General features: G+C 62.7%; 22 protein-coding genes. 5 read left to right on the top strand and 17 right to left on the bottom strand.

What is annotated here, in order from left to right; all coding sequences use genetic code 11:
* Window positions 1-65: 65 nt before the first annotated feature.
* Window positions 66-689: a TetR/AcrR family transcriptional regulator gene (locus ACEN84_RS29515; protein WP_413711541.1), complete on the bottom strand. Its 624-nt coding sequence runs from the start codon at window positions 687-689 to the stop codon at window positions 66-68.
* 128 nt (window positions 690-817) lie between these two features.
* On the opposite strand from ACEN84_RS29515, the gene ACEN84_RS29520 reads away from it, so the two are divergent.
* Complete coding sequence (locus ACEN84_RS29520) at window positions 818-1,036, top strand: hypothetical protein (protein WP_112712111.1); 219 nt, start codon at window positions 818-820, stop codon at window positions 1,034-1,036.
* A gap of 134 nt (window positions 1,037-1,170) precedes the next feature.
* Window positions 1,171-1,323: a type II toxin-antitoxin system Phd/YefM family antitoxin gene (locus ACEN84_RS29525; protein WP_413711542.1), complete on the top strand. Its 153-nt coding sequence runs from the start codon at window positions 1,171-1,173 to the stop codon at window positions 1,321-1,323.
* A gap of 1 nt (window position 1,324) precedes the next feature.
* Here ACEN84_RS29525 and ACEN84_RS29530 read toward each other — a convergent pair whose 3' ends face one another.
* Together ACEN84_RS29530 and ACEN84_RS29535 are read right to left on the bottom strand one after the other, a co-directional pair.
* Window positions 1,325-3,157 (bottom strand): dipeptide ABC transporter ATP-binding protein, encoded by a 1,833-nt coding sequence (locus ACEN84_RS29530; RefSeq protein ID WP_413711543.1) that lies wholly within the window; start codon window positions 3,155-3,157, stop codon window positions 1,325-1,327.
* A gap of 123 nt (window positions 3,158-3,280) precedes the next feature.
* The gene (locus ACEN84_RS29535) at window positions 3,281-4,477 is read right to left on the bottom strand and encodes an aminotransferase class V-fold PLP-dependent enzyme (protein ID WP_413711544.1); all 1,197 of its coding nucleotides are present in this window, start codon (window positions 4,475-4,477) and stop codon (window positions 3,281-3,283) included.
* Window positions 4,478-4,582: 105 nt separating this feature from the next.
* Between ACEN84_RS29535 and ACEN84_RS29540 the strand changes: the two genes are divergently transcribed.
* A complete protein-coding gene (locus ACEN84_RS29540) occupies window positions 4,583-5,425 on the top strand; it encodes an IclR family transcriptional regulator (protein ID WP_130283715.1) in 843 nt (280 codons plus the stop codon).
* Window positions 5,426-5,434: 9 nt separating this feature from the next.
* On the opposite strand, the gene ACEN84_RS29545 is transcribed toward ACEN84_RS29540, so the two are convergent.
* From ACEN84_RS29545 to ACEN84_RS29565, 5 genes are all read right to left on the bottom strand, one after another.
* Window positions 5,435-5,947 (bottom strand): RidA family protein, encoded by a 513-nt coding sequence (locus tag ACEN84_RS29545; RefSeq protein WP_130283713.1) that lies wholly within the window; start codon window positions 5,945-5,947, stop codon window positions 5,435-5,437.
* A 20-nt stretch (window positions 5,948-5,967) separates the two neighbouring features.
* Window positions 5,968-7,176, bottom strand: coding sequence for an amidohydrolase/deacetylase family metallohydrolase (locus ACEN84_RS29550; RefSeq protein ID WP_203431007.1), 1,209 nt, complete (start codon window positions 7,174-7,176; stop codon window positions 5,968-5,970).
* Window positions 7,177-8,046: an ABC transporter permease gene (locus ACEN84_RS29555; RefSeq protein ID WP_413711545.1), complete on the bottom strand. Its 870-nt coding sequence runs from the start codon at window positions 8,044-8,046 to the stop codon at window positions 7,177-7,179. It lies immediately after the preceding gene.
* On the bottom strand, window positions 8,046-8,987 hold the full coding sequence (locus ACEN84_RS29560; RefSeq protein ID WP_162708614.1) for an ABC transporter permease: 942 nt from the start codon (window positions 8,985-8,987) through the stop codon (window positions 8,046-8,048). Before ACEN84_RS29560 ends, ACEN84_RS29555 begins: the two co-directional genes overlap by 1 nt.
* 228 nt (window positions 8,988-9,215) lie before the next feature.
* Complete coding sequence (locus ACEN84_RS29565) at window positions 9,216-10,742, bottom strand: ABC transporter substrate-binding protein (protein ID WP_413711546.1); 1,527 nt, start codon at window positions 10,740-10,742, stop codon at window positions 9,216-9,218.
* A gap of 208 nt (window positions 10,743-10,950) precedes the next feature.
* Here ACEN84_RS29565 and ACEN84_RS29570 point away from each other — a divergent pair, with 208 nt between their 5' ends.
* Window positions 10,951-11,442 carry a hypothetical protein gene (locus tag ACEN84_RS29570; protein WP_413711547.1) on the top strand — a complete coding sequence of 164 codons (492 nt, stop codon included), beginning with the start codon at window positions 10,951-10,953 and terminating at the stop codon, window positions 11,440-11,442.
* Window positions 11,443-11,544: 102 nt separating this feature from the next.
* On the opposite strand, the gene ACEN84_RS29575 is transcribed toward ACEN84_RS29570, so the two are convergent.
* Together ACEN84_RS29575 and ACEN84_RS29580 are read right to left on the bottom strand one after the other, a co-directional pair.
* Window positions 11,545-14,376 carry an autotransporter domain-containing protein gene (locus tag ACEN84_RS29575; protein ID WP_413711548.1) on the bottom strand — a complete coding sequence of 944 codons (2,832 nt, stop codon included), beginning with the start codon at window positions 14,374-14,376 and terminating at the stop codon, window positions 11,545-11,547.
* A 147-nt stretch (window positions 14,377-14,523) separates the two neighbouring features.
* The gene (locus ACEN84_RS29580; protein WP_413711549.1) at window positions 14,524-15,459 is read right to left on the bottom strand and encodes a hypothetical protein; all 936 of its coding nucleotides are present in this window, start codon (window positions 15,457-15,459) and stop codon (window positions 14,524-14,526) included.
* A gap of 281 nt (window positions 15,460-15,740) precedes the next feature.
* On the opposite strand from ACEN84_RS29580, the gene ACEN84_RS29585 reads away from it, so the two are divergent.
* The gene (locus ACEN84_RS29585; protein ID WP_413711550.1) at window positions 15,741-17,393 is read left to right on the top strand and encodes a tetratricopeptide repeat protein; all 1,653 of its coding nucleotides are present in this window, start codon (window positions 15,741-15,743) and stop codon (window positions 17,391-17,393) included.
* A 209-nt stretch (window positions 17,394-17,602) separates the two neighbouring features.
* Here ACEN84_RS29585 and ACEN84_RS29590 read toward each other — a convergent pair whose 3' ends face one another.
* The 7 genes from ACEN84_RS29590 to ACEN84_RS29620 all read right to left on the bottom strand — a co-directional run bounded on the left by ACEN84_RS29590 (window position 17,603) and on the right by ACEN84_RS29620 (window position 24,076).
* Window positions 17,603-18,292 (bottom strand): CBS domain-containing protein, encoded by a 690-nt coding sequence (locus tag ACEN84_RS29590; RefSeq protein WP_413711551.1) that lies wholly within the window; start codon window positions 18,290-18,292, stop codon window positions 17,603-17,605.
* Window positions 18,293-18,391: 99 nt separating this feature from the next.
* Complete coding sequence (locus ACEN84_RS29595; RefSeq protein ID WP_112712141.1) at window positions 18,392-19,111, bottom strand: response regulator; 720 nt, start codon at window positions 19,109-19,111, stop codon at window positions 18,392-18,394.
* Between the two features lie 108 nt (window positions 19,112-19,219).
* Window positions 19,220-19,375, bottom strand: coding sequence for a cbb3-type cytochrome oxidase assembly protein CcoS (gene ccoS, locus ACEN84_RS29600; protein WP_112712143.1), 156 nt, complete (start codon window positions 19,373-19,375; stop codon window positions 19,220-19,222).
* Window positions 19,372-21,660 carry a cation-translocating P-type ATPase gene (locus ACEN84_RS29605; protein ID WP_413711552.1) on the bottom strand — a complete coding sequence of 763 codons (2,289 nt, stop codon included), beginning with the start codon at window positions 21,658-21,660 and terminating at the stop codon, window positions 19,372-19,374. Before ACEN84_RS29605 ends, ccoS begins: the two co-directional genes overlap by 4 nt.
* Window positions 21,657-22,142, bottom strand: coding sequence for a FixH family protein (locus tag ACEN84_RS29610; protein WP_413711553.1), 486 nt, complete (start codon window positions 22,140-22,142; stop codon window positions 21,657-21,659). The genes ACEN84_RS29605 and ACEN84_RS29610 overlap by 4 nt, the downstream gene beginning before the upstream one ends.
* Window positions 22,139-23,707, bottom strand: a complete 1,569-nt coding sequence (ccoG, locus tag ACEN84_RS29615) for a cytochrome c oxidase accessory protein CcoG (protein WP_413711554.1) — start codon at window positions 23,705-23,707, stop codon at window positions 22,139-22,141. Before ccoG ends, ACEN84_RS29610 begins: the two co-directional genes overlap by 4 nt.
* A gap of 183 nt (window positions 23,708-23,890) precedes the next feature.
* Entirely contained in the window at window positions 23,891-24,076 is a 186-nt protein-coding gene (locus ACEN84_RS29620; protein WP_203431017.1) for a hypothetical protein, read from the bottom strand.
* Between the last annotated feature and the right edge of the window lie 5 nt (window positions 24,077-24,081).

The following is a 24,081-nucleotide window of genomic DNA, read 5'->3' on the forward strand; positions in this document are numbered from 1 at the left end:
CGGGTTCTTCCTGACCAGGAAGGTAACGCGTCGCCGCCGCGGAGGTTCCACGGCGGCGCTGCGCTTTAGCAGTAAGAAGCGATGGCGGCGCTGGCCGCCTTGGCAAAATGGCTGCAGCAACCGCCGCTGCCCATTGCCTGGCGCGTCACGCGCGCACCTTCGAGAAGAAGCGTGAGCGTATCGGCCAGGAGCTGCGGCTCGCTGGCACCGGCTGCGGCGCAGAGGGCAACGAGGCGGTGGCGCTGATCGGCCTTGTGGCGCTCGATGACGCCATAGGCCGGATGGCCCTCGCCCTTCAGCTCGATCGCCGCATTGGCAAGATCGCAGCCCGCCGGCTCGCCGTTCAGACAGTGCGCGCGGCCTTCGACCCAGGCATCAAGCTGAGCGCGCGGATTGCCGGGATGAGCAGTCTCCAGATCACGCCAGATTTGCTCGGCCTTTTCCGATGCCCGCCGCAGGGTTTCACAGATCAGCTCGTCCTTGGAGCCAAAGTGCCTGTAGAGGGTCATCTTGTTCGTAAGCGCCGCATCGGCAATGGCGTCGACGCCAATGCCACGGATGCCGTGCTCGCGGAAAAGCTCCGAAGCGGTCGAAACGATACGCTCCCGCGGGGGGATCTTTTCGTCTGTCATGCCCAAGGAGATTTCATTCGAAGTTTCTGATTTTTTTGAGGACGAAGTCCTTGACATCGATGTGACCGATCGGTAACAAATGCATTGTTACTTACCGGTAACACCGCTGATCGCCAAAGTCAATGCCGAGAGGGCAGGCTGCGACAGCGGAACACGGGCAGCTGCCCACGAAAGGAGGACTTACCATGACACAGAACAGAGACCTGACCATTTCCGAAGCTCTTCGCGACCCGATGATCGCCATGGTGATGCGCGCCGATGGCGTCAAGCTTGAAGACTTCAAGCAACTCCTTGAGACGGCAGCCCGCAAACGCGAGGCCAGCACCTCGAAGGTAGGCAATTTCATCAACGCCATCGCCAACCGGGCAAAAAGCAACCCGCCCTCCGCTTGCTGCTTCGGTTGACCTCCGGGGATGTTCCCTGCCCCCGTGCGAAAGCCGCCGCAATCCCCCATGCGGCGGCTTTTGCTGTTTTTGTGCATTTGAGTTCCGCAACCTTTTCGTGCATCATGCCAACGTCAGCGATGAAATGGTAGGCGATGATCGAGGTCACGATAGCTGAAGCGAAAAAGCGCCTGAGCGAACTCGTCCGCCTGGTCGAGGGTGGCGAGACCGTACGGATATTCAGAGACGGTCAACCGGTCGCGGAAATCGTTCCGGTTGAACGTTGCAAGACCCCATCTGCCGCCTAGCTTACACCGCCACCAGATGCCCCGGTGACACTTCCCGGTATTCAAGCGGCTTGATCGCATAATCGACCGGCCGGATCGGGCTCCTAAGCTCGTCGTTCGCCGCAGACCGCTTCTCGCGCCGACGATCCGGGTCGGGAACGGGCACCGCCGACATCAGCTTCTTCGTATAGTCGTGCTGCGGATTGCCGAAGACGGCGGCGCGGGGGCCGATTTCGACGATCTCGCCGAGATACATGACGGCGACCCGGTGGCTGACGCGCTCGACGACAGCCATGTCGTGGGAGATGAACAGGAAGGCGAGGTTCAGGCTCTGCTGCAGGTCGAGCATCAGGTTGATGACCTGCGCCTTGATCGAGACGTCGAGCGCGGAAACACTCTCGTCGGCGACGATCACTTTCGGTTCCAGGGCAAGCGCGCGGGCGATGCAGATGCGCTGGCGCTGGCCGCCGGAGAATTCGTGCGGAAAGCGGGAGGCCATGTCCGGCGACAGCCCGACCTTGGTCAGGAGATCGGCGACGCGTTCCTTCGCCTGCTTTGCGGTCCCCATCCTGTGTTCGAGATAGGGCTCGGCAATGGTATCACCGACGCGGATGCGCGGGTTGAGGCTGGCGAAGGGATCCTGGAAGATCATCTGCACCGTCTTGCGCATCTCGCGCATGCCCGCCTTGTCAAGCGACAGCACATCCTTGCCGTCGGCGATGACTGAGCCGCTCTGCGCCTCGATCAGCCGCATGATGGCGCGGCCGGTCGTCGACTTGCCGCAGCCGGATTCGCCGACCAGCGACAGAGTCTCTCCGGCGTGGAGATCGAAGGAGACATTCTCGACGGCATGGACGCGGCCGGTCAGCTTGCCGAACAGGCCGGAATGGATGTCGAAGCGCTTGGTGAGGTTCCTGACCTCCAGAACCGGACGGGCGGTCGAGGCAACGGTATCGGCCGTTTCGACCGGCTTGTCGGATTCGCCGGTCGCAGTGTTGACGACGGGAAAGCGCAGCGGGCGCTCGTAGCCGGTCATCGAGCCCAGAACCGGCACAGCCGAGAGCAGCGCGCGCGTATAGGGATGCTTGCCGCGATGGAAGATATCGGCGGTCTCGCCGGTCTCTACCTGTTCGCCGCGATACATGACCACGGTGCGGTCGGCGATTTCGGCGACGACACCCATGTCGTGGGTGATGAAGAGAACCGAGGTGCCCTCCTCTTCCTGCAGCATCTTGATGAGGTCGAGAATCTGCCCTTGAATGGTCACGTCGAGCGCCGTCGTCGGCTCGTCGGCGATCAGCAGCTTCGGGCGCGAAGCCAGCGCCATGGCGATCATCACGCGCTGGCGCATGCCGCCGGAGAAGCGATGCGGGTAGTCGTCGAAACGCGAAGCGGCAGAGGGGATGCGGACTTTCTCAAGTAGGCGGATGGTTTCGGCGCGCGCCTCGGCCTTCGACATCGGCCTGTGGCAGAGCAGCGCTTCCGAGATCTGGTCGCCGATCGTGAAGAGCGGATTGAGCGAGGTCATCGGCTCCTGGAAGATCATCGCGACGTCATTGCCGCGGACCTTGCGCATCTGCTCTTCCGGCAAAGCAAGCAGATCGCGGCCGCCGAGCATGATCTTGCCCTCGATGCGGCTGGAATCGGCCTGCAGCAGACGCATGATCGAGAGCGAGGTGACGCTCTTGCCCGAACCACTCTCGCCGACGATCGCGACCGTCTCGCCCGGTGCCACATCGAAGGAGACATCGCGCACGACAGGCTTCCAGGCGCCATCGACGAGAAACGATGTCGTCAGATTCCGGACGGAGAGAACCGGTTCCGTGGCCTGACTTTTCTGAGCTTCCGCGTTCATCGTCGTTCCTTCGTTTTCTGTTGCTCCCGGCAGGCTCGGCACTGCGGCAGTCTTAACCCTCCCCCTCGTGGGGAGGGTGGCCGGCAGGCGGGAGGGGTATGGAGACCGCCCCGCCGTCGCTTTTTAGTCCGGCCAGCGCAGGGCGCCGTCGAAGCGGTGCTTGCTGCGGTTTTCGATCGGCGTCGCGATGATCTCGTTGGAGGCGCGCGCCTTGTCGAGTTCCTCGCCAATACGGCTGGCGACGATCTTTTCCTGGCCCGCATGCAGGTTGCAGGGGTCGAGGTAGAAATAGTGATGCTCGACTTCGTGATCGCGCACGATGATCGGCGGCGTGCCGCGCGCCAGCGCATCGGCGAGATCCCAGGCGGTGATATGGGCCTCATCGGCCTTGACGATGACGCGCATGCGGTCGAGCGGGTTGTTGGTCGGGTCGGGCTCGATCAGGGCGGTGACGCCGGGGCGGCCGTCCAGCGTCTGCTTCCAGAGATTGAGATAACCCGTCTCGCGCTCGCGGATGCCGGCGTGATCGCGCTTCTCCCAGGCTTCGAGCGCCGCCATGACGCCGAAAATGCTTTCCTTGCCGACCTTCATGCCGCGGCCGATGCCCATGTTCTGCAGGAAGGCGTTGCGCACCAGTTCCTTCTTGCCGGCGACGATGCCGGAGGTCGGGCCGCCCAGGAACTTGTGGCCGGAATAGAGCGCAATATCGGCCCCCTGCTCCAGGAAGATCTTCAGATCATATTCCGAGGCCGCATCGACGATGACGGGCACGCCCTTGGCATGGGCGATCTCGACGAACTCCTTGAGGTTCAGCAGGCCGTAATCGACGACGTGATGCGAGACGACATAGACGGCGGCCGCCGTCTTTTCGGTGATCGCATTTTCCATGTGAAAGCGATGCGTCGAGGTGGCCTGCCCGACGAGCACGACCTTGCCACCGGCCAGACGGATCGCCTGATCGACAGGCGCGCCGTAGCTGACGACATGACCCATCTGCACGAGAACTTCGTTCTTGTCGGTGATGACCTCAGGCAGCTTTTCGATCGCCAGCAGATTGTTGCCGGTGATGGTGCCGGCGACCGCCAGCGAAATGCCAGCCGAGCAGGACGCGGTGACGAAACCGGCCTCGCCGCCCGTCAGCCGGGCGATCACGGCGCTCGCCTTGCGCTGCAGATCGTTGACCTCGACGAACTGCGGCAGGATCGACGACATGGCGGCGATCGCCTCGGGAACGACGATCGATGCGCCGAGGCTGGTCATGGTGCCGGAAACGTTGATGACCGGGCGAAGGCCGATCGACGGGCGGATGTCATCAGACATTGTTGTCTCCAATTTCGAGTGCCTGGTCACATGGGGTGTTGCGATTTGCCTCAGTGACGGCTATGCCATAGTAATGTAATAAACTCGCATCTGCATACGAGGGACGTGGAATTGGACGGCAAGACATCATCTCCGGTTTACTCCGAAGACAACACCTCCGCCGAAGAGACCGGCAGCGAAAAGACCGCACGCCGCTCGCGCGTGAGCGGCATCGACCGTGCTCTGCAGGTGATTGATTACCTTTACGAAACCGGATCGCCCGCGGGTGTCTACGCGATCGCCAAGGCGGTCAAGGCACCGCTGTCGACGGTCTATGTGATCGTCGACGATCTGGTCGAAAAGAACATGTTGACGCGCAATACGGATGGCTCCGTATGGCTTGGACCGCGGCTCTACCACTACGGCCTGGCCTATGCCCGCTCGCTGGATTTCATGAGCGTTGCCACCCATGAAATGCACGATCTCTGCCGCGAAGCCGGCGAGACCGTGCAGGTCTGCGGCCGCGACGGCGATTACATGCTGGTGCTCGCCATGGCCGACGGCCCGAGCCATTTCCAGGTGGCATCGCGCGTCGGAACGCGCGTGCCGCTGAACTGGACGGCATCCGGCCGCCTGCTGGCAGGCCACCTGCCGGAGGCCGAGCGTGTCGAGCTCTTCAAGCGCTGCGCCAAGACCTCGCCGACGGGACGCGCCGAGATGGATGCCGAAGTGCTGTCGAGTTCGGCGGGCGCCGCTTTCGACGCGCGCCTGTCGATCCAGGCCGGTGAATCGGACTATGCGGTTGCCTGCATAGCCTCGCCGATCTGCGACCGTGACGGCGAATGCGTTGCCACCATTTCCATCGTCCTTCCCGAACAGAAGGCCTTTTCGGACGAGAACCGCTACACGGCGCATGTGCGCGCGTCGGCGGAACGCATCGAAAAGATCATGGGCTGGCGCAACCACTGACATCCTCCTCTAGTCGCGCAGGGCGACGATCGCTTCGATCTCGACGGTGATATTGCCGGGCAGAGAGCCGAAGCCGACCGCCGAGCGCGCATGCTGGCCGGCCTCTTCGCCGAAAACGTCGTTGAAGAGGTCGGAGCAGCCGTTGATGACGCTCGGATGATCGAGGAAGTCGGGTACGGCATTGACCATGCCGAGCAGCTTGACGACGCGCTTGACGCGCGAGAGATCGCCCAGCGCATCCTGCATGACGGCGAGCAGGTTGATGCCTGTCAGCCGCGCATGCTTGTAGGCGTCCTCGACGCCGACAGTGCCGCCGACCTTGCCGGTGTGCAGAAAGCCATCGGCTTCCCGCGGCCCCTGGCCGGAGAGATAGAGAATATTGCCCTCGATGACATGTGTCACGAAGTTGGCGATCGGCGGCGGCGCCGGCGGCAGGGCGATGCCGAGCGCGGCCAGCCTTTCGGCAGGCGTGCCCGAGATCTTGGCGGTAGCTGGAGACGTGTTCACGTAGGCTCCTGTCATGCGATTTCTGTTTTCTTCTCTTAGCGGTAGGAATAGCCGTGGCTGTGACGAACCAGCCTGCGGGCACGGGGGATATAACGGCTGGCGGTAATCGCCTCGCTGCCGATGACGGCGTAGCGCGGCTCAAACAGCTTGTTGAGCACCGAGACGTCGCCGTTGGAATCGGTCGCCTCGATGTCGGAATCGATCAGGTCGAAGATGGTGAAATCGGCACGCTGACCGACGGCCAGGCGGTTTTCCATCGACAGCTTGATGACCGATGCCGGGTGATGGGTGACGGCTTCGACGACCTTGTCGAAGGGCATTCCGACCGAGAGCAGCTTCGACATCGTCGTCGCCAGATCCCAGACCGGGAAGTTCATCGAGTGGCCGTGCAGGTCGGTCGAGATCGAGAAGGGCAACAGGCCGCGATTGATCGCTGCTTCCGCCACCTTGAAGGAGAAGGAGGCGCCGCCATGGCCGATATCGAGGCGGATGCCCTCGCCGGCGCAACGCTCCGCCAGATTGAAGAGGTCCTCGTCTTCCATAATGCTCGAACCCGCCTTGCCGTTGAAGCAATGCGTGACGACGTCGCCAGGACCGAGAATTTCCAGCACTTCGTCATAGAGCGCCGGCGGCTCGCCGACATGCACCATCATCGGGATCTTCAGGATCTTCGAGATCTTCTTGCCGAGCTTGACCGGGGTCACGCCCCAGGAGCCGGTGATGACGTGGCTGGCGCGCACCTTCAGGCCGACGATATGCTCGCTGTTTTCGGCATAGCATTCGAGGATGCGATCGAGATCGATATCCTTGATGTCACGCAGTTCGGTCACGCGGTTGCAGGCGACGAGGCCGATGGACCCGAGGTTCAGGAATGCCTTGATGCGCTCCCTGGATGGCTCGATGATGTATTCGCGGAAGCCGTGAAAATTGGCTTCGCCGGCCGATCCCGCATCGACGAGGGTGGTGACGCCGCGCTCGGCGCCGCATTCGGACGGGCGGATCGAGATATCGGTGCCGCCATGCCAGATATGGACGTGCAGATCGACCCAGCCGGGCGAAATCCAGGCGCCCTTGCCATCGACGCGCGTCACGTCATCGCCAACGGCGAGCTGCTGGCCGATCTTGGCGATCTTGCCCTCGCCATCGACAAGGATATCGACGGCGCCAGCGGGCGTATCGGCGCCGAATGCCATCGGCTTCACATTGGTGAGGAGGAGCGGCTTGGCCGCTTTATCACCGGTCATTTACAAGTCCTTTCGAAGTTTGGGATCGAGCATGTCGCGCAGACCGTCACCGACCATCTGGAGCGAGAGCACGGAGAGAATGATGGCGACACCCGGAAACAGCGTCATCCAGTCGGCCTGGCCGATATATTGGCGGCCGGCCGCAATCATGGTTCCCCAGGTCGGGATTTCCGGGCTGACGCCGAGGCCGAGGAAGGAGAGCCCGGCCTCGGCGAGCATGGCGCTGGCAAACAGGAAGGTCGCCTGCACCAGGATCGGCGACAGGAGGTTCCTCAGCACATGGCGCGTCATGATGTGGAAGGTCGAGATGCCCAGCGCCTGGGCCGCCTCGACATAGGGCAGCTCGCGGATGACAAGCGTCGAGGCGCGAACGATGCGGGCAAGACGCGGCGCATAGACGATCGACAGCGCGACGATGACGGTCGTCAGCGATGGGCCGAGTGCCGCGACGAGTGCGATTGCCAGAAGAATGTCGGGGAATGCCATCATCGCATCAATCAGGCGGGCGATCGGCGTGTCGAGCTTCTTGAAGAAGCCGGCGAGCAGGCCGAGCGTCACACCGATGACCGCAGAGAGCGCCACGACGGCGGCACCGACCAGCAGCGACAGCCGCCCGGCAAAGATCGTGCGCGACAGGACATCGCGACCGAACTCGTCGGTGCCGAAGAAATAAGTTCCGCTCGGCGGCTTCAGCCGGTTGACGATCGAGAGCTTCGAGGGCGAATAGGGCGCAACCCAAGGCGCGAAGATCGCCAGCAGCACGAAGACGACGAGGATGAGGACGCCGAAGGCGACCGTCTTGCGCTTCAGGAAGCGGCGGAGGAACTTGCGGCCTTCGCTTTCGGCCGGCTTGATCGCGATATCGCTCATCAGTAGCGCACCCTCGGATCGACCAGCAAATAGAGCATGTCGATTGCAAAATTGATCAAGACGTAGAGCGCGGCTATGACGAGCAACGCACCCTGGATCACCGGATAGTCGCGGCGCAGAACGGCCGAGACGACGAGATTGCCGACGCCGGGGAGACCGAAGACGGTCTCGGTCACCACCGCGCCGGAGATCAGGACGGCAGCCGTCAGGCCGAGCACGGTCAGGATCGGGATCAGCGCGTTCTTCAACGCGTGCTTGAGGATCACCTTGCGCTCGATCAGACCCTTGGCGCGCGCCGTGCGGATGTAATCGTCGCCGAGCACATCCAGCATCGAGGCGCGGGTAAAGCGCAGGATCAGTGCCGAGGAGACGATGCCGAGCGCGAAGGCGGGCAGCGTCAGGTGATACATCCGGTCAAGGAATGTCGAGCCCGGACCGCCATAGCCCGAGACCGGGAACATGCCGAAACGGACGGCGAAGATCTGCATCAGGATCAGGCCGAGCCAGAAGCTCGGAATGCTCGCCGCAAACATCGCAAGCGTCGTCGCCGCCTGGTCGACGAAGGAACCGCGCCGGTAGGCGGCGTAGATGCCGATCGGCAGGGCGATGATGCTGGCAATGGCAAGCGAGAAGATCGTCAGGAAGAAGGTCGGCTCGGCGCGATCGAGAAGTGCCGAGGTGACAGGCATATTCAGGAAAATCGACTGGCCGAGATCGCCCCTCAGGAGCTGACCGACATAATAGATGTATTGGACGCCGAGAGACCGGTCGAGACCGAGGCTGGCGCGCAGATCGGCAATATCCTGCGACGTCGCATCGGGACCGAGCATCACGGCCGCCGGATCACCCGGCGTGACGCGCACGATGACGAAGACGATCGTGACGACGAGGAACATCACGACGATCATGCCCGCAAGGCGCTGGAGGATGTAGCGTATCATTGAGGCATGAACCCCGCACACGGTTGGAAGTAGACGGCGGCAACAATCTCTCCCTCATTCCTGTGCTGGTCACAGGAATCCAGCGCGCCCAAGTCCTTGGGCGCAAGAGACTCCTTGCAAGAATTCAGGTCATTCACGGCGCAGACGCGCCGTGGCTGGATCCCTGTGACAAGCACAGGGATGAGGGAGTGAGAGGTTGCCGCCGCGATCATCGTCGGACCCTGTAGCTTACTTCTTGATGGACGCGTTCCAGAAGTACGGCCACGGAGCCGGATCGACGCCTTCGAGCTTGTTCGACTTCGCCGAAACAGCGTTGAAATCACCGATCTTCATGTAGGGCAGCTCGTCATACATCGCCTTCTGGACATCGGCCCAGAGCGCGATGCGCTTCTGCGGATCGACTTCCGAGGTGAAGGCATCGACGGTCGCCTTGCGGGCCGGCGTATCCCACCAGCCGGGCGAGCTCGGCGAGAGCGAGCCGATCAGCGCCGGTTCGGGCAGGAACGGGCTGTGGGTGATGTAGATATCCCAGAGCTTGGGATCGGTGCGGCGCTGCGTCAGCGTTGCCCAGTCGACGACCTGCAGGTCGACGGTGAAGCCCGCCATCTTCAGGTATTCGGCGGCAACCTGCGCCATCTTGTAATGGAACTCGTACTGACGGCTCGTCAGGATGCGGATCGGCTCGCCATTATAGCCGGCCGCCTTGGCGGCCGTCGCAGCGCCTTCCGGATCGGCGACGTTGTAATTGCCTTCGACGCCTGCATCGGTATTCCATGCGAAGGGCTTCGGATAGATATCGCCGTCGAGCGTGTAGAAATCCGTGCTGCCGAAGGCTGCTGCCAGCATGTCTTCCATGCTGAGCGCCTGGCGGATCGCCTTGCGGACCTCGACATTCTTGGCAATGCCTTCCTTCGTGTTGAAGACGAAGACCGGATAGCCGAAGGGCTTCAGGATGACCGGCTGCGAGGCGCTCGATCCCTTCAGCTTGTCGAAGGATTCGACCGGGATGGAGTCGACATAATCATACTGTCCGGAGACGGCAGCCTCAACGCGGGTATTGGCATCCGGAACCGGCACGAAGCGGATTTCGTCGAGATACTGGTGGCGGGCGCCGCCGTAACCATTGCTCTCGCCATCACGCGACTTGTAGCCGTCGAAGCGCACCAGCTGGATATACTGGTCCGCCTTGCGCTCCTTGAGCATGTAGGGGCCGGTACCGATGAATTCCTTCATCGGCTCGTCCTGCTTTTCGGACGGAATGATGATGGCGGCGGAGTTGTTGAAGGCGAGCAGCGAGGTCAGCGGCGCATAGGGCTGTTTCAGCGTGATCTTGACGGTCGCTGGATCGACGGCGGCGATGGAATCGATAAAGCCCGCCACCTGCTTGCCGCGCGAAGCGATCTTCGTCCAGCGATTGAGCGAGGCGACGACGTCGTCGGAGGTCATGTCCGTATTGTCGTGGAACTTGATGCCGGTGCGCAGCTTGATCGTATAGATCTTACCGTCAGCGCTGATTTCCGGCAGGCTTTCGGCCAGCAGCGGCGTGATGTTCCAGCTCTTGTCGAACGTGTAGAGCGTTTCGAAAATGTGCTGCGTGACGATGCCGACCAGATCGGCGGTCGAGGACATCGGGTCGAGCGTCGGCGGCTCGCCGATCGTCGCGACGTTGATGACGCCACCCTTTTCCTGAGCCATCATCGTTGTCGGCAGAGCGACCAGCGCAGTGCCGAGAAGGAAAGCGACAAGAGTCTTCATTTCATGCTCCCGGTTTGTTGTTCCGCAATTATGTTATATCAGGTTTTATAATAGAATATCTGCGGAAGTGGTCCTGTCAACCGGGAAAGTGGCTCTATGAGCAGAAATGAAAAGAGTCCGCTTATGGACGGAGATGCCGGGCATCGCCCCTCTTGCGCCGAGGGGAGCGCCATGCGATTGCGCGGCAGTATTTGAAGGCGGACAAGCTATGACACCATCCCGATATTCCGATTTTGCCGAGGACATGAAGGCCCGTTTGGCCGATCTTCACGAGCGCGGAGACCGTTACCAGACCTTCGATCTCCACGCGGAGCTCGCCATGGGCTCGAATCTGCTCGTCTATGAAATGCGCAAGCAGAAGGGGCAGGTCGATACGATGGCCTATGCGCGCACGGCCGATGGCGACCGACCGGTTTCTCCCGCGGCCGCCTATGAGCGCGTCCTGTCGTTTCTGGCGATGCAACACCATATCGCGCTGTCGGGCGAGCCGATGATCAAGCTGCACGAGGACTATCCGCATGCGGTGATCAATGTCGAACTGCGAGCGAAGGGCGCGCCGTCGAAGAGCTCCACCAGGATGATCCTCGTCGGCGTCGACGATGCCGAAGATGCCGGGCGCTATGTGGCGGCGAGCGGAGAGCCGCGCGGAGTCGTCAGCAGCAGACCCTATGCGTCGAAGCGGCTCTGGGAATGGAAATGAGACGCCCGCGCGCGATGGCCCGGCCACGCAGCGCATAGAAAAACCGAAGAGCGGATCTTGCCGATCCGCTCTTCGAGAACATGCAGATGCTTCAGGCCGATCTCAGAATTCGACCTTCACGCCCGCATTTGCCGACCAGGAGTTGACCTCGCTGGTATAGGTCCCGAGCGTGACGCCGCTGTAGAGCGTCGTCTGCGGGTTGACCTGCAATTCACCCGACAGTCCGAAACGGCCGCCGACGAGATTACGGTCGCTGATGGCGGAGACCATGAAGTCCGTGCCGCTCAGGCTGGCGTTCAGGCCGGAAGCCCCGAGGTTCAGCGTGTCGACGAGGGCAGCGCTCAGCGAGACATTCGCCACCATGCCGTTCGTCAGCTTCGTCTGGTTGGTCAGCTTGCCTTCCAGAATGCCTTCGAGCGTGTGTGAAGTACGGTCGTCGTAGGAGATGTTCTGCGTCGAGCCGGTTTCGGAATAACCCTGATAGAAGCCTGCCGTGTAGCGCAGCCGTGCCGCCGGGGTGAAGGTCCAGCCCGGAGCGACTTCATGCTTCTGCGAGATCGCGATCTCCGGCGAGACGTACCAGCCGGCGAACGAGCCGCGGGCCGGATCGGAACCGAAGATCTCGCGGCGGCTGTCATTCTCGATGCCACCGGCCACCAGCGAGCTATCGAGCGTCACGCCGCTGAAATCGTTGCGCATATAGACGCCGCCGAAGCCGGTATTGCCCGCCGTCTGGCCGGAGCCGTCGTCGGCGCGGTTGATGATGCGGCCGTAGCCGGCGAGCACGCCGAAGCGGCCATCGTCGAACTGCCGGTCGACACCGGCAGCCACGCCGTAGTTGCTGGAGCGCGTGTCGCTATCGTTGTCGAAGGTCTGGCCGCCGAAGGCGCGCATCCAGAACAGGTTGCCGAAGCGGTCGACAGCCGTGCCCTCGCCAAGCTTCTGAACGGCGGCTGCCGAACCCGTCGGCTTCTTTTCCTCGGCATAGCCGAGAGCGCTGGTGCCCGACGATCCGCTATCGCCGCCTGCGGAAGAACCGACATCGATATTGAGGATCGAGCCGATGACATTGCCGACGGAATTCGTATAGCCGCGAACTGCCGCGTCCATCGATGAAGCGCCGGGATCGACGACCTCGAGCCTGCCGTTGTTGCTATTCGAATCCACGGAAACGATCAGCGATTGGCGAGAGTTGCTCAGGCTGATCTGGTTGAGCGCCGTCTCGTAATTGTCAACGGCGAGAGAATAGCTGCCGGAACCGAAGTTCGTAGAGTTATTCTCGGTAGAATTATAATCCACCGCGCCCTTGATGACCGAGCCCGGCAGGAGGTTAAGCGTGTTTCCGTTGGAGCTGAACTGGATGGAGTTCACGCCGCCGGAGATCGTGCCGCTATTGGTGATCGTTGTGGGAGCATCGGCGACAATGCCGAGCTGCCCACCGGAAATCGTGCCGCTATTGTCAATGGACAAAGCGCCGTCGCCTGAAGATGTGATCCCGTAAGCACCTCCCGAAATCGTGCCGGCATTATTGAGGGAGACGGAAGTATTGTTGTACGAGTTCAACGCGGTATCTCCGCCGGAGATCGTGCCGCTGTTCATCAGCGAGACGTCCCCACCGTAGCCGGCATTCAAGCCGTGGTCGTCACCGGCAATCCGACCGCTATTGGTCATGCTGATCTGATCACCACTTAAATTCAGGGCCTGATCCCCCATTATTGAACCGCTGTTGGCAATCCTGAGGTCATCGCCGAAGGCATTGATTCCACCGCTTATCGTGCCGGAGTTTACAAGATCAAGGCTGGTGTTGCTGGACCAGATGCCATAGCTGTAGCCGGAAATCGTCCCGGTATTGGTCACCCTCGCAACAGACTCGTCGCCATTCAGGAAGAGACCGTAATAGTCGCCGGAAATCTTGCCGCTGTTGACGATCGTGGCGTTGTCGACACGTTGAAGGCTTACGCCATAAAGATAGCCGATGCCGCCGGCTGCGTAGATATTGCCGCTGTTCTCGAGCGAAAATTCTGCTTGTACGTCTTCAGCATAGATCCCGTTCTGGGCACCGGAGATCGTTCCGCTGTTCTGAATGGAAATGCTTTGCCCGTTGATGTCGGCAAGGTTGATTCCGGAATTCGTTTCGCCCGAAATCGTGCCGCTATTGGTGATGGCGATCGTTGAATCATCCCATCCGCCCGAGTCGATATTCAGGCCGTTGTAAGCGCCCGAGATCGTACCGCTGTTGGAAATGACGCCGCCTCCGATGCGATAGAGATCGATGCCTGTGCCGGCGACGCTCGACACCGTGCCACTATTGGTGATCGCGATATCGAAGGTGTTATATGCATAGATACCGGCACTGCTGCCGGCGTAATGGCTACCGAAATTGTCAGCCCCCGTACTGGCAATCGTGCCGCTATTGCTGATCGAGAAATCGAAGACATATCCAAAACCGACACCGAAATCATGGCCGCTGATCGTACCGGCATTGTTGATCACCGTCCCATCAGGCTCCGAACCGTCCCCCGGAATGCTCGTGACGGAGATGCCTGCTGAGCCGGATACGCCATCAGTGCCGGAAATCGTGGCACCGGCAGCATTGGTGATAGTGTTGTTGCTAGACCGGTCGATCATCACGCCAGACCAGTTACCGGAGATCTCGCCGCCAGCCAGATTGCTAATCGAGATACCGTCGGAAGAGGGAGCGACGTGGACCGCAGCCTCAGGCGAAGAGATCGTACCCGAATTCTCGACGGTACAGTCAGTCTGGTCGGCAATGACATTGCCGGATACAACGCAATCAGCCGCCATCGCACTATTCGGCGGCATCGTCGCGAAAAGCGCGACCGACGAAACACCTGCGAGGAAGACCGCCGTCAAAGCGCGATTTCGTCCGCCGCGAATTACCTGGCCGCCTTCGCTCAGAGTAGAGTTGCTCATTTTCAAAATCCCCTGTCACGGGCGAAATTCAAGGCCCGCAGTCTTGCCCAATCGAGTCAGCGCTCCGGTGAGCGCCTTGTGTGGAAACGGAAATCTCATGACGGCCCGATTTCGACAACGCATGCGTCAAAAATGGACGGTTGCGCCTCATGGCGTCTCCGCCCTGGCCGCTAAAGCCCTGGAAAAGGCCGCGTCGAGAATGGATAATTTGGTCGCCTGCGCTTGCGCATACTGGCTGCGGAAATCGTGAGAGATCCAGAGAGGCGAGCGCCCGCGCAAACCGCTCCAGCCGACGCCTCCCGCAGCCTCGGCCGCCGAAAGCTTGCGGCTGACATGCGCGCGCGACAGGCCGGCGAAGCTCGCGAGAGAGGAGATGGAGGTGATATCCGTCTCGTATCGATCGAATGTCGCAGGGATCGTCACGTCGATGCCGCCGAAGAGCCGGTCCATGATCAGGCCACCGGCATCGACACGCGAAAACGTGGCATAGAGCGGGCCCGAGTTGCGGATCCCCGGAGCCGCCAGCAGGCCGTCGGCCACATCCGGCTGCATCTGCAACAGCAGGCTGTCCGCATCGGCGCGGAACAGGCCGGCGCGGCTGCCGCCGTCGATGACATCGAGCGCTTCGAAATGCAGGCCATACCAATGGGCGAGCATGCCGATGACTTTCGGCGACGGTACGAACCGGTGATGGCCGCCGGGCCGGCGCAGCGTCACCAGCCGGACGAAATCGTATTTCAGCGCCTCATCGATGAAGGCATGCACGGTGTTGCGGCTGGCGATCGCGTAGCGGTCCGACATCTCCACCAGAACGGGCCGCGTCAGACCGCGGCCGATGCCACTCGTCCTGAAATGCGCCCCGAGCGCCGCATGGCAGAGCAGCCAGCGCTGTTCGGTCGCAAACAGCGCGGCAATGCGCGGCTCCGCCTGATGTGTTGCGACGAAAGCCTGCGCCAGGCGCTGCAGCGCCTCGGAAAAGACCGGATCGAAGGGATCGAGAGCCGCCATCGTCTGGCCATCATGCCGGACGACGTCCGGCTCAAGCGCCCGCGCTGCAGAAGAATTGTAATGCAGGCCCGTCATCCCTTCGCGTCTTCGTTTGAAACCGCCAGGCGATTTGCGCGAGCGGCCACCCGCCGCTTCGTTCAAGGCGTTCGCTGCCGGCAGGGTCGATGCAGTTGATAGGCGAGCCACTGCGGGACGTCCTGAATAGGACTGGCGGTGTTCTGAAAAACTTCTGAATTTTTCTGAATGCACCGCAGGAGCGGAACTCTCCCGATGATGGCCGCCGGTACGAGTTGACGGCTGAGCTCCACCTTTCCTATGTAGGGGCTCATGTCGCGGCCGCTTCACGGTAGGATCGGGTGTTTCGTTTTACTGAATTTGCTTTCGATCCACATCGCGCCGAGCTCCTGCGCCCCGACGGACAGACGATCCGCCTGCGGCCGCAGGCGAGCGCGCTGCTGCAGTTTTTCATCGACAACAACAAGCGCATCCTCAGCAAACATGACCTGATGGAAGCGGGCTGGCCTGGCATTCACGTCGCCGAAGACAGCCTGTTTCAATGCATCCGGGAAATCCGCAAGGCACTCGGAGACGAAGCGCGGCAGACGCTGAGGGTCGTCTCGCGCCGCGGCTATATTCTCTCGGCGACCGCGATCTTCGATGGGCCGGAAGCAGCACCCGATCGCGGCGATGCGGATCGGCTCCCCTCCCCGCGTAGAGCAGCCTCCAGGCCTTTCGTCTCGCGGACAAAGCTTCTATCAGGCGCCTTCATCGTCATAGCGGCGCTGGCAGGACTGACCTATCACTTCATCGCAAGCGACCAGACGCAGCCGTCGTCGCCACCCGTGATCGACATCCTGCCGATCGCCGATCTGACCGACGATCCGCAGAGCGGGCCGATGATCCGCGGCATCACCAATCAATTGCTGGACGGGCTCGCCCGCACCGGCGGCGTGCAGGTGAGACCGCCGGAACCCGCGTCCTCCGGCGGCGATAATCCTCACCCCGGCTTCCAGCTACAGCAAGAGCTTGAACGCAGCGCTCAGGCATGGACGCTCCGAACGCGGATCATCGATGCCTCGACCCGCGAAATTCGCTTTTCGAGCGAAGCTGCGCTTGACGCTGATGTTACCGATGAGGCGCTCGGCCAGACCCGGCTTGCGGCGAGCGCCGGTTACGCCATCGCCACCTGGCTCGACCAGCAGAGGGAAGCTCCTTTCAGAAGGAGCCCTGACGCCGCGAACGCGGCCATTGAGCAGGCGATCAGCTCGATCAACCAGACGACCAAGGAGCGGTTCGCGACCGCGCGATCGATCCTAGAAACCTATCTCGCCCAGCAGCCCGACAATGTCGATCTGCAGGTCGCGCTTGCCGCCCTGCATCTGCGCGGCATCCAGCTCTCATGGTACGGCGAGGCAGAGAAGGCAAAAAAGGAAGAGGATGCCCGCGCGCTGATCGAGAACGCGCTGAAGAGCCGCCCGATGTCGGCCAATGTGCTCGGCACCTATTGCCGGTTTCTCGCGGCGACGAACGCGTTTTCCGAGGCATTGGTCGCTTGCGCGCGTGACCTGGACCTCAATCCGTGGGACGGCGGAGCGCTCTTCAATCTGGGGCTGACGCAGATCCAGCTCGGCCGCTTCGAGGATGCGCTCTCGACATTCCAGCGGGCCGACCGATTCAATACGCCCGATGTCTCCCGCTGGACCTGGCTGCTCGGCGCCGGCTGGGCAAACGTGATGCTCGAGCGCGACGAGGAAGCCCTGACCTGGCTGCAGCGCGCCATCGCCATCACCCCGGGCACCGGGCGGGCGCATATGCTGCTCGCCGTCGCCTATCAGAGGCTCGGCCGGACGGCGGATGCGAAGAATGCGCTTGCCCAGGCTCTCAAGCTCCGCCCGGGCTCGACCGCCAGCAACATCTCGCTTCCTGCGGAAAATGTCAGCCAAATCTATCTCGACAAGCGCCAGGAGATCAGCAACATCCTCATCGAACTCGGGCTGCCGCCTGGCTGAAATTGCGGGATTTTGATCTCGATCAAGGAAGCCGGTTCCTGAGCAGCTAGGTTTGTCTCGCGGGCCGGGAGCGCCCGCGTCAAGTGGGGCAACTTGACAGAGGCTTGGCCGGTCCAGGGGCATGGCGCCGGGCAAGCCTCCGCGTCCCCGCTCTCCTTCGCTGCACAACGCGGAAACGATGAAGCGGCGCAATCGCCTGCTTCACCGCCCTACATGATCGCAAGCTCGGCTTCCGCCTTCGGCATTTCCACGCGCAGCTGATCCCGGTAGCCGCCAAGCCCGAGGGCTTCGACGAGGGTGCGGACGGCCTTGCGTTTCAGCTCGGATTCCACCTGTCCCTCCAGCGTCACCTGCCCGCTACGCACGGAGACCTGCACCTTCTGCGGCGTCAGGCCGAGATCGGAACGCAGCCGCGTGCGCACCGCGAGACGGATCGCCTCGTCCTCGCGCGGCAGCGCCGTTGTCGAGGCGTCGAGGATCATGCCGAGGATATCGCTGCGGCTGACGATGCCGACCAACCTGCCGTCTTCAACGATCGGCAGCCGCTTGATGCGATGCGCCTGCAGGCTTTCGGCGATATCGGCCACCTCGCTGTCGGGGCGGGCAACGATGACATCCTCAGACATCACATCCCTGACCGACCAGCCATGGCTGGCGATATAGCGCTCGAGATCGGTCTCGGACATCACTTCCGCAGTCCGCGCCATGCGCGGCGAAACGCGGATCTCCCGGCGCAGCAGCAGATCGCCCTCGGTCAGCATGCCGCAGACCCGGCCCTCGTCATCGACGACAGGAAGACCGCTGACCCGCCTCTGCATCATGACGGCCACGGCGTGGCGGATGCCGACTGCCGGGCTGATCGACACCACGTCTGTGGTCATAATGTCCTTCGCCTGCATGCCGGTGCCTCACTCGCCCTGAATATCGATGGCGTCGAGGTTAGCGGGCGTCGGAAGGCCCCGCTTTGATTTCTGTCAAATGCGCGCATTGGCCGCGCGCTATTGCGGCCTGCCGGTGAAGACATAGCCGACGCCGCGCACCGACTGGATCAGCGCCGGTTCCTTGGGGTCCGTTTCGATCTTCTTGCGCAGCCGGACGATCTGGGCGTCGATTGCCCGGTCGAAGGCTTCGAGATTGCGGTTTCTGGTCTGATCCATCAGCGTTTCGCGCGACAGAACCCGGCCGCGATTGCGCACGAACACGAGCAGCATGTCGAATTCGCCCGTCGTCAGCGCAACGTCGTCCCCGCCGGGAGAGGTCAGCCGCCGCCGGGCGACATCGAGCCGCCAGCCGTCGAACTGCAGCACTTCCTCGTCGCCACCCGCCGGCCGAACGGTCTGATCTGCAGGCACGCGGCGCCGGAGCACAGTGCGCAGCCGCGCCAACAGTTCGCGCAGGTGGAAGGGCTTGGCGATATAATCATCGGCACCGATCTCGAGGCCGACCACCTTGTCAGTGACGTCGTCCTGACCGGTCAGCATCAGCACGGGCACATCGGATGTGGCGCGCAGCTCCTTCAGCAGCTCCAGCCCGTTCTCGCCATTGGGCAGAACAAGGTCGAGGAAGATCGCGGCATAGCTGCCCTTGGCAAGCTCGGAGCGCATCGCGGCACCGTTGCCGACGGCGCTGACCCTGTATCCGTTATCCTCGAAATACCGAACGAGCATCTGCCTGATCCGGGCGTCGTCATCGACTACCAGAATGCGATCTGCTTCCATGTCACCCGTTCGTCCCGCTTCCATGCTTTCCATCAGAGATAACGCAGGTTTAGCGGCGGCGCTACCATGCGCGCGACAGCGATTGCGACCATGGACAGAAAAGGTTGCTTAGGCCGGCGGATTGGCATCGTCATCGGCAATCGCCCGCCAGGCGGCCCCTTCGAGATCCTCATACTGGCCGCTCTTCAGCGACCAGAGAAAAGCCGCAAGTCCGATGCCGCCCATGAAGAGCGCGATCGGGATCAGATAGATCAGCATGTTCATGCGGTTTGGGCCTCCGCCTGTTTAGCGGCACGCGCGTGCCGCTCGTTTGCGGCAGCGCCCTTTCCGAATGCGTTGAGCCGCAGCGCATTGGAGACGACGATGATCGACGAGGTCGACATCGCCACCGCGGCGATCAGCGGTGTCGCCAGACCCGCAAGCGCGATCGGCACGGCCAGCACGTTATAGCCGATCGCCAACGCGAAATTCTGGCGGATCAGCGCCGCCGACCGGCGGGCGACGGCGATCGCCACCGGCACGGCATCCAGCCGGTCGTTGAAGAACACCAGATCCGCCGCCTGCCGGCCGATATCGGAAGCGGTGGCCGGGGCCATCGAGACATGGGCCGCGGCAAGCGCCGGCGCGTCGTTGATGCCATCGCCGATCATGAAGACGCGGTGGCTGTTGCCATTCAGCGCCTGGCATTCCCCGAGCTTTTCTCCCGGCGTCAGCCCTCCAAGCGCGTGTCCGATACCGAGCGCACGCGCCGTATTGTCGACGACGCTCTGCCGGTCGCCGGAGAGGATTGCGGTCGCGAACCCCGCCTTGCGGAGCTCAGCGACGGCTTCGGCTGCGCCCGGCCGCAGCGTGTCGTCGAAGAAGAAGCGGGCAATCGCCTGGCCATCCCTGGCGAAGACCACCTCGGAATAGGGACCTTCGTTGGTGAACGATGCCTCGGCACCACCGCAAGCGAAGGCCTCGCTGCCGAGCCTGTAGAGCGCACCCGCATGGCGCGCTTCGAGGCCACCGCCCGGGATTTCCGTGATCTGCTCGAAGGCTGCGGCATCAGAAGCGCCGGTGCGTGCCAAGGCCTGCGACAGCGGGTGGCGTGAATGGCTCGCCAAAGCCGCCGCCCTTACGATATCGGCCGTATCAGCGGCATTGGCGGCAACAAGCCGCGGCCTGCCGATCGTCAGCGTGCCCGTCTTGTCGAAAGCGATGGTGTCGATCTCGGCCAGACGCTCAAGCGCCGACCCATCCTTCACCATGATGCCGCGGCGGAAGAGTTCGCCGGCGGCCACGACCTGGACGACGGGAACGGCGAGACCGAGCGCGCAGGGACAGGTGATGATCAGCACCGCGACGGCAACCAGCATCGCCTGTTTCCAGTCGCCGCCGATGAGGCCCCAACCAAGGAAGGACGCGAGCGCCAGGAGGTGGACGACCGGCGAATAGAGCGCGGCCGCGCGGTCGGCGATCCGCCGGTAGCGGGCGCGGCCGCCTTCGGCCGCTTCCATCAAGCCGATGATTTCGGCGAGCAGTGAATCCCGCGCAAGGCGCGTGGCGCGGACCGCCAGCGAGCCGGTGAGGTTCATCGAGCCGGAACTGACCGGCTCGCCGGTCCGAACCGCGACCGGGCTGCTCTCGCCCGTCACGATCGACAGGTCGAGATCGCTTTGACCGGACACGACAACACCGTCGACAGGGATACGGTCGCCTGCCGCAACGGCGATCTCGTCGCCCACCGAGATTTCCTCGACCGCCACATAGCGGTGCGATCCATCCGGCTGGATCAGCAACGCGCCGCGCGGCGCGATCCGCGCCAGACCGTTGATCGCAGCCCGCGCCTTCTCGCGCATGACGTGATCGAGCGTCCGGCCGATCAGCAGGAAGAACAAGAGCGAGACCGTGGCGTCGAACCAGGCATGTTCGCCATGATGCATGGTCTCCCAGAGCGAGACGAAATAGGAGAGCGTCACCGCCAGCGAGATCGGCACATCCATATTGGTGCGCCCGTGTTTCAGGGCGTTCCAGGCCGACTGGAAGAAGAAGCGGCCCGAATAGATCAACGCCGGGGCGGCAATCATCGCCGAAATCCAGTGGAACATGTCGCGTGTTGCCGCGTCGGCGCCCGACCAGACGGATACCGAGAGCAGCATGATATTGGTTGCCGCAAAGCCCGCGACGCCGACGGCAAGCAGCAGCTGGTTGCGGGTCTTGTCGCTTTCGGCGGCAAGCGGCGCGTAGAGATGCGCGCGGTATCCCGCGCCTGCGACCGCCGCGATGATTTGTGTGGGGTCGACAGCCCTGTTCCCGGCCTTCTCGGCATAGACGCAGGTGACGCGGCGCGCGGTCAGGTTGACGCGCGCCTTGCTGACGAAGGGCAGCGCCGCCAGCGCTTTCTCGATCGTCGAAATGCAGGCGCCGCAGTGGACATCGGGCACGCTGAGATCGAGCTGGTGCAGCCCGCCGCCGAGCGGATGGCTGGCGAGCGCGATCTCCTCGGCGCTGAAGGCCGTGCTGCTCATCGCCATCACCCCGTCGGCATCGATCGCGCAGCAGGTCATCGCACAAACTCCGCGGTATCGAAGCGGATCGCCTCATGCATGACGAGGCTGCCGCCCTTCTTCGAAATGAACTCGACGATCCAATCACCCGCCGGGACATGGCGATCGGTCTCGAAGGCGCCCTCGCCGCGATTGTCCAGCGCAACTGAAAAGTCCTCGTGGTCGCCGACCGGCCGCTTGAAATTGGCCGTGACGGTATCGACGGCGGCCGGCGATCCATCCGGATTGGCGATCCGGTAGATGAAGCGGTCATCCCTGAGCGAGATATGCCCTGCAATGCCCGAGGCGGTCATCGCTTTCATCTCTGCGGCGCGCTGATTGAACTCCTGGCTGGCAACATAGGTGTTCTCGACCACGAGCCCGCTCCAGCTCGACGACGCGAACCAGGCCATGGTGAAATTGACGCTGATGACCACGGCGAAGAACGAGGTGATGACGAGCAGCATGTGGCGGCCGGTGAAGCCTTGGACACGGGTGGTCATTGCGGGTCTCCAGGGGCGTTGAATGCTGCGCGATAGGCCGCCCGGTCGGTGCCGCCGGGCTCCTCGATGGTGAAGAGGAACTCGTCGACGGCGGCCGCCGTCGGCCTGCGGGTGATGAAGACCTTGACCGTCGTCGCCGCGTCGGGTGCCGCGTCGAGCGTGAAGCTGCGGGCATCGTCCCTGCCGATTTCGGGGATGCGCATCGTGGCGCCGTCGAGACCCGACAGCGTCAGCGCGATCCGCCGCGGCTGCGGCACCATGTTGAGGATGCGGATCGTGTAGCCGTTGCGGATCGAGCCGTCGCTTTCCATGACGAATTGCGGATTGCGGTCGTGAACGACATTGAGCTCCAGACGCCCGCGCATCGACAGATGGACCAGCATGCCGATGCCGATCGCCGCCCAGACCGCGGCGTAGAAGACGACGCGGGGGCGGAAGATGATGCGCCAGTCGAAATGCCGGATGCCATCGATGAAGGAGCCGTCGGCATTGCGCACCTTGGCCGGCTGCACCGCGGTGCGGCCGCCATCGGTGGCGATCGCCATGTTGGCGGAATATTCACTGAGCGTCGCATAGGCGATCAGGCCGCGCGGTTTGCCGATCTTGTCCATCACCCCATCGCAGGCGTCGATACAGAGGGCGCAGGTAATGCACTCCATCTGCTGGCCGTCGCGGATGTCGATTCCCATGGGACAGACGGCGACGCAGGCATTGCAATCGACGCAATCGCCGACCGCGAGGCCATCGGCCTGCGCCTTCTTGCTGTGGCGCGAGCGCTGCTCGCCGCGCCAGTCGTTATAGGTCACGACCAGCGAATTCTCGTCCAGCATGGCGCCCTGGATACGCGGCCAGGGACACATGTAAGTGCAGACCTGCTCACGCAGCAAGCCGCCGAAGACATAGGTGGTGGAGGTCAGGATGGCGACTGTGGCGTAGGCGACCGCAGGTGCAGCACCGGTTGCCAGCGCGACGGCCAGAGACGGCGCATCGGCGAAATAGAAGATCCAGGCGCCGCCGGTAGCGACGCCGATCACCAGCCAGATCGAGTGTTTCAAGACACGCTTGCGGAGCTTGCCGAAACTCCAGTGAGCGGCATCGAGCTTGATCCGGGCGTTGCGGTCGCCTTCGATGGCGCGCTCGACGACGAGGAAGAGATCGACCCAGACGGTCTGCGGGCAGGCATAACCACACCAGGCGCGGCCGACCGCCGAAGTCACCAGGAACAGCCCGAACCCAGCCATGACGAGAAGCCCGGCGACGTAATAGAATTCCTGCGGCCAGATCTCGATGAAGAAGAAATAGAAGCGGCGCGAGGCGAGATCGACAAGGATTGCCTGATCGGGGGCATAAGGTCCGCGATCCCAGCGGATCCAGGGTGCCAGATAATAGATGCCGAGGGTGAACAGCATCACGATCCATTTGAACCGGCGGAACTGCCCCTCGGCACGCTTCGGGAAAATCTTCTTGCGCGCCGCATAGAGCGGCTGACGGTTGCGCCGCGCATTCACGGGCTCGACATCGAGCCGCTCCACGCTCTTGGGATCGGGTGCGGTGAAAAGTTTCATAAGTAATGTCTTTCGCGTTCGATACGCCTGTTCTCCTCCTCGAAGCGCCAAGCGTCCTTGATAAAGATCAACAAGCGCGAGCGGTCGGCAGCCGCAAAAGGACAGGCCGCGCTTCGAGGCGAAGGCGCGGCCCGGAGGAACTGCGGGGGAGAAAACGCCGCTTGGGGTGTCCTCTCCTTTTTTCTAGCGGCTCGACGGCTCGTCATCCTTGAGGGAGGTCAAACTGACGATCGCGCTGCCGATCTTTTCCGGCTCGTCGCCCTTGCAGCCGGGCGGCAGGGATTTGGCGCGCACGGAAACACGGGAATGCACGACCGAGCGCGGCATGCCGTAAAGCCCGAGAAGCGGATTGTGCCCGTGCGCCGTCATGTCCC

Origin of the sequence: Rhizobium sp. Rhizsp82 (assembly GCF_047325115.1) — a bacterium.
In the GTDB taxonomy this organism is placed as follows: Bacteria; Pseudomonadota; Alphaproteobacteria; order Rhizobiales; family Rhizobiaceae; genus Rhizobium.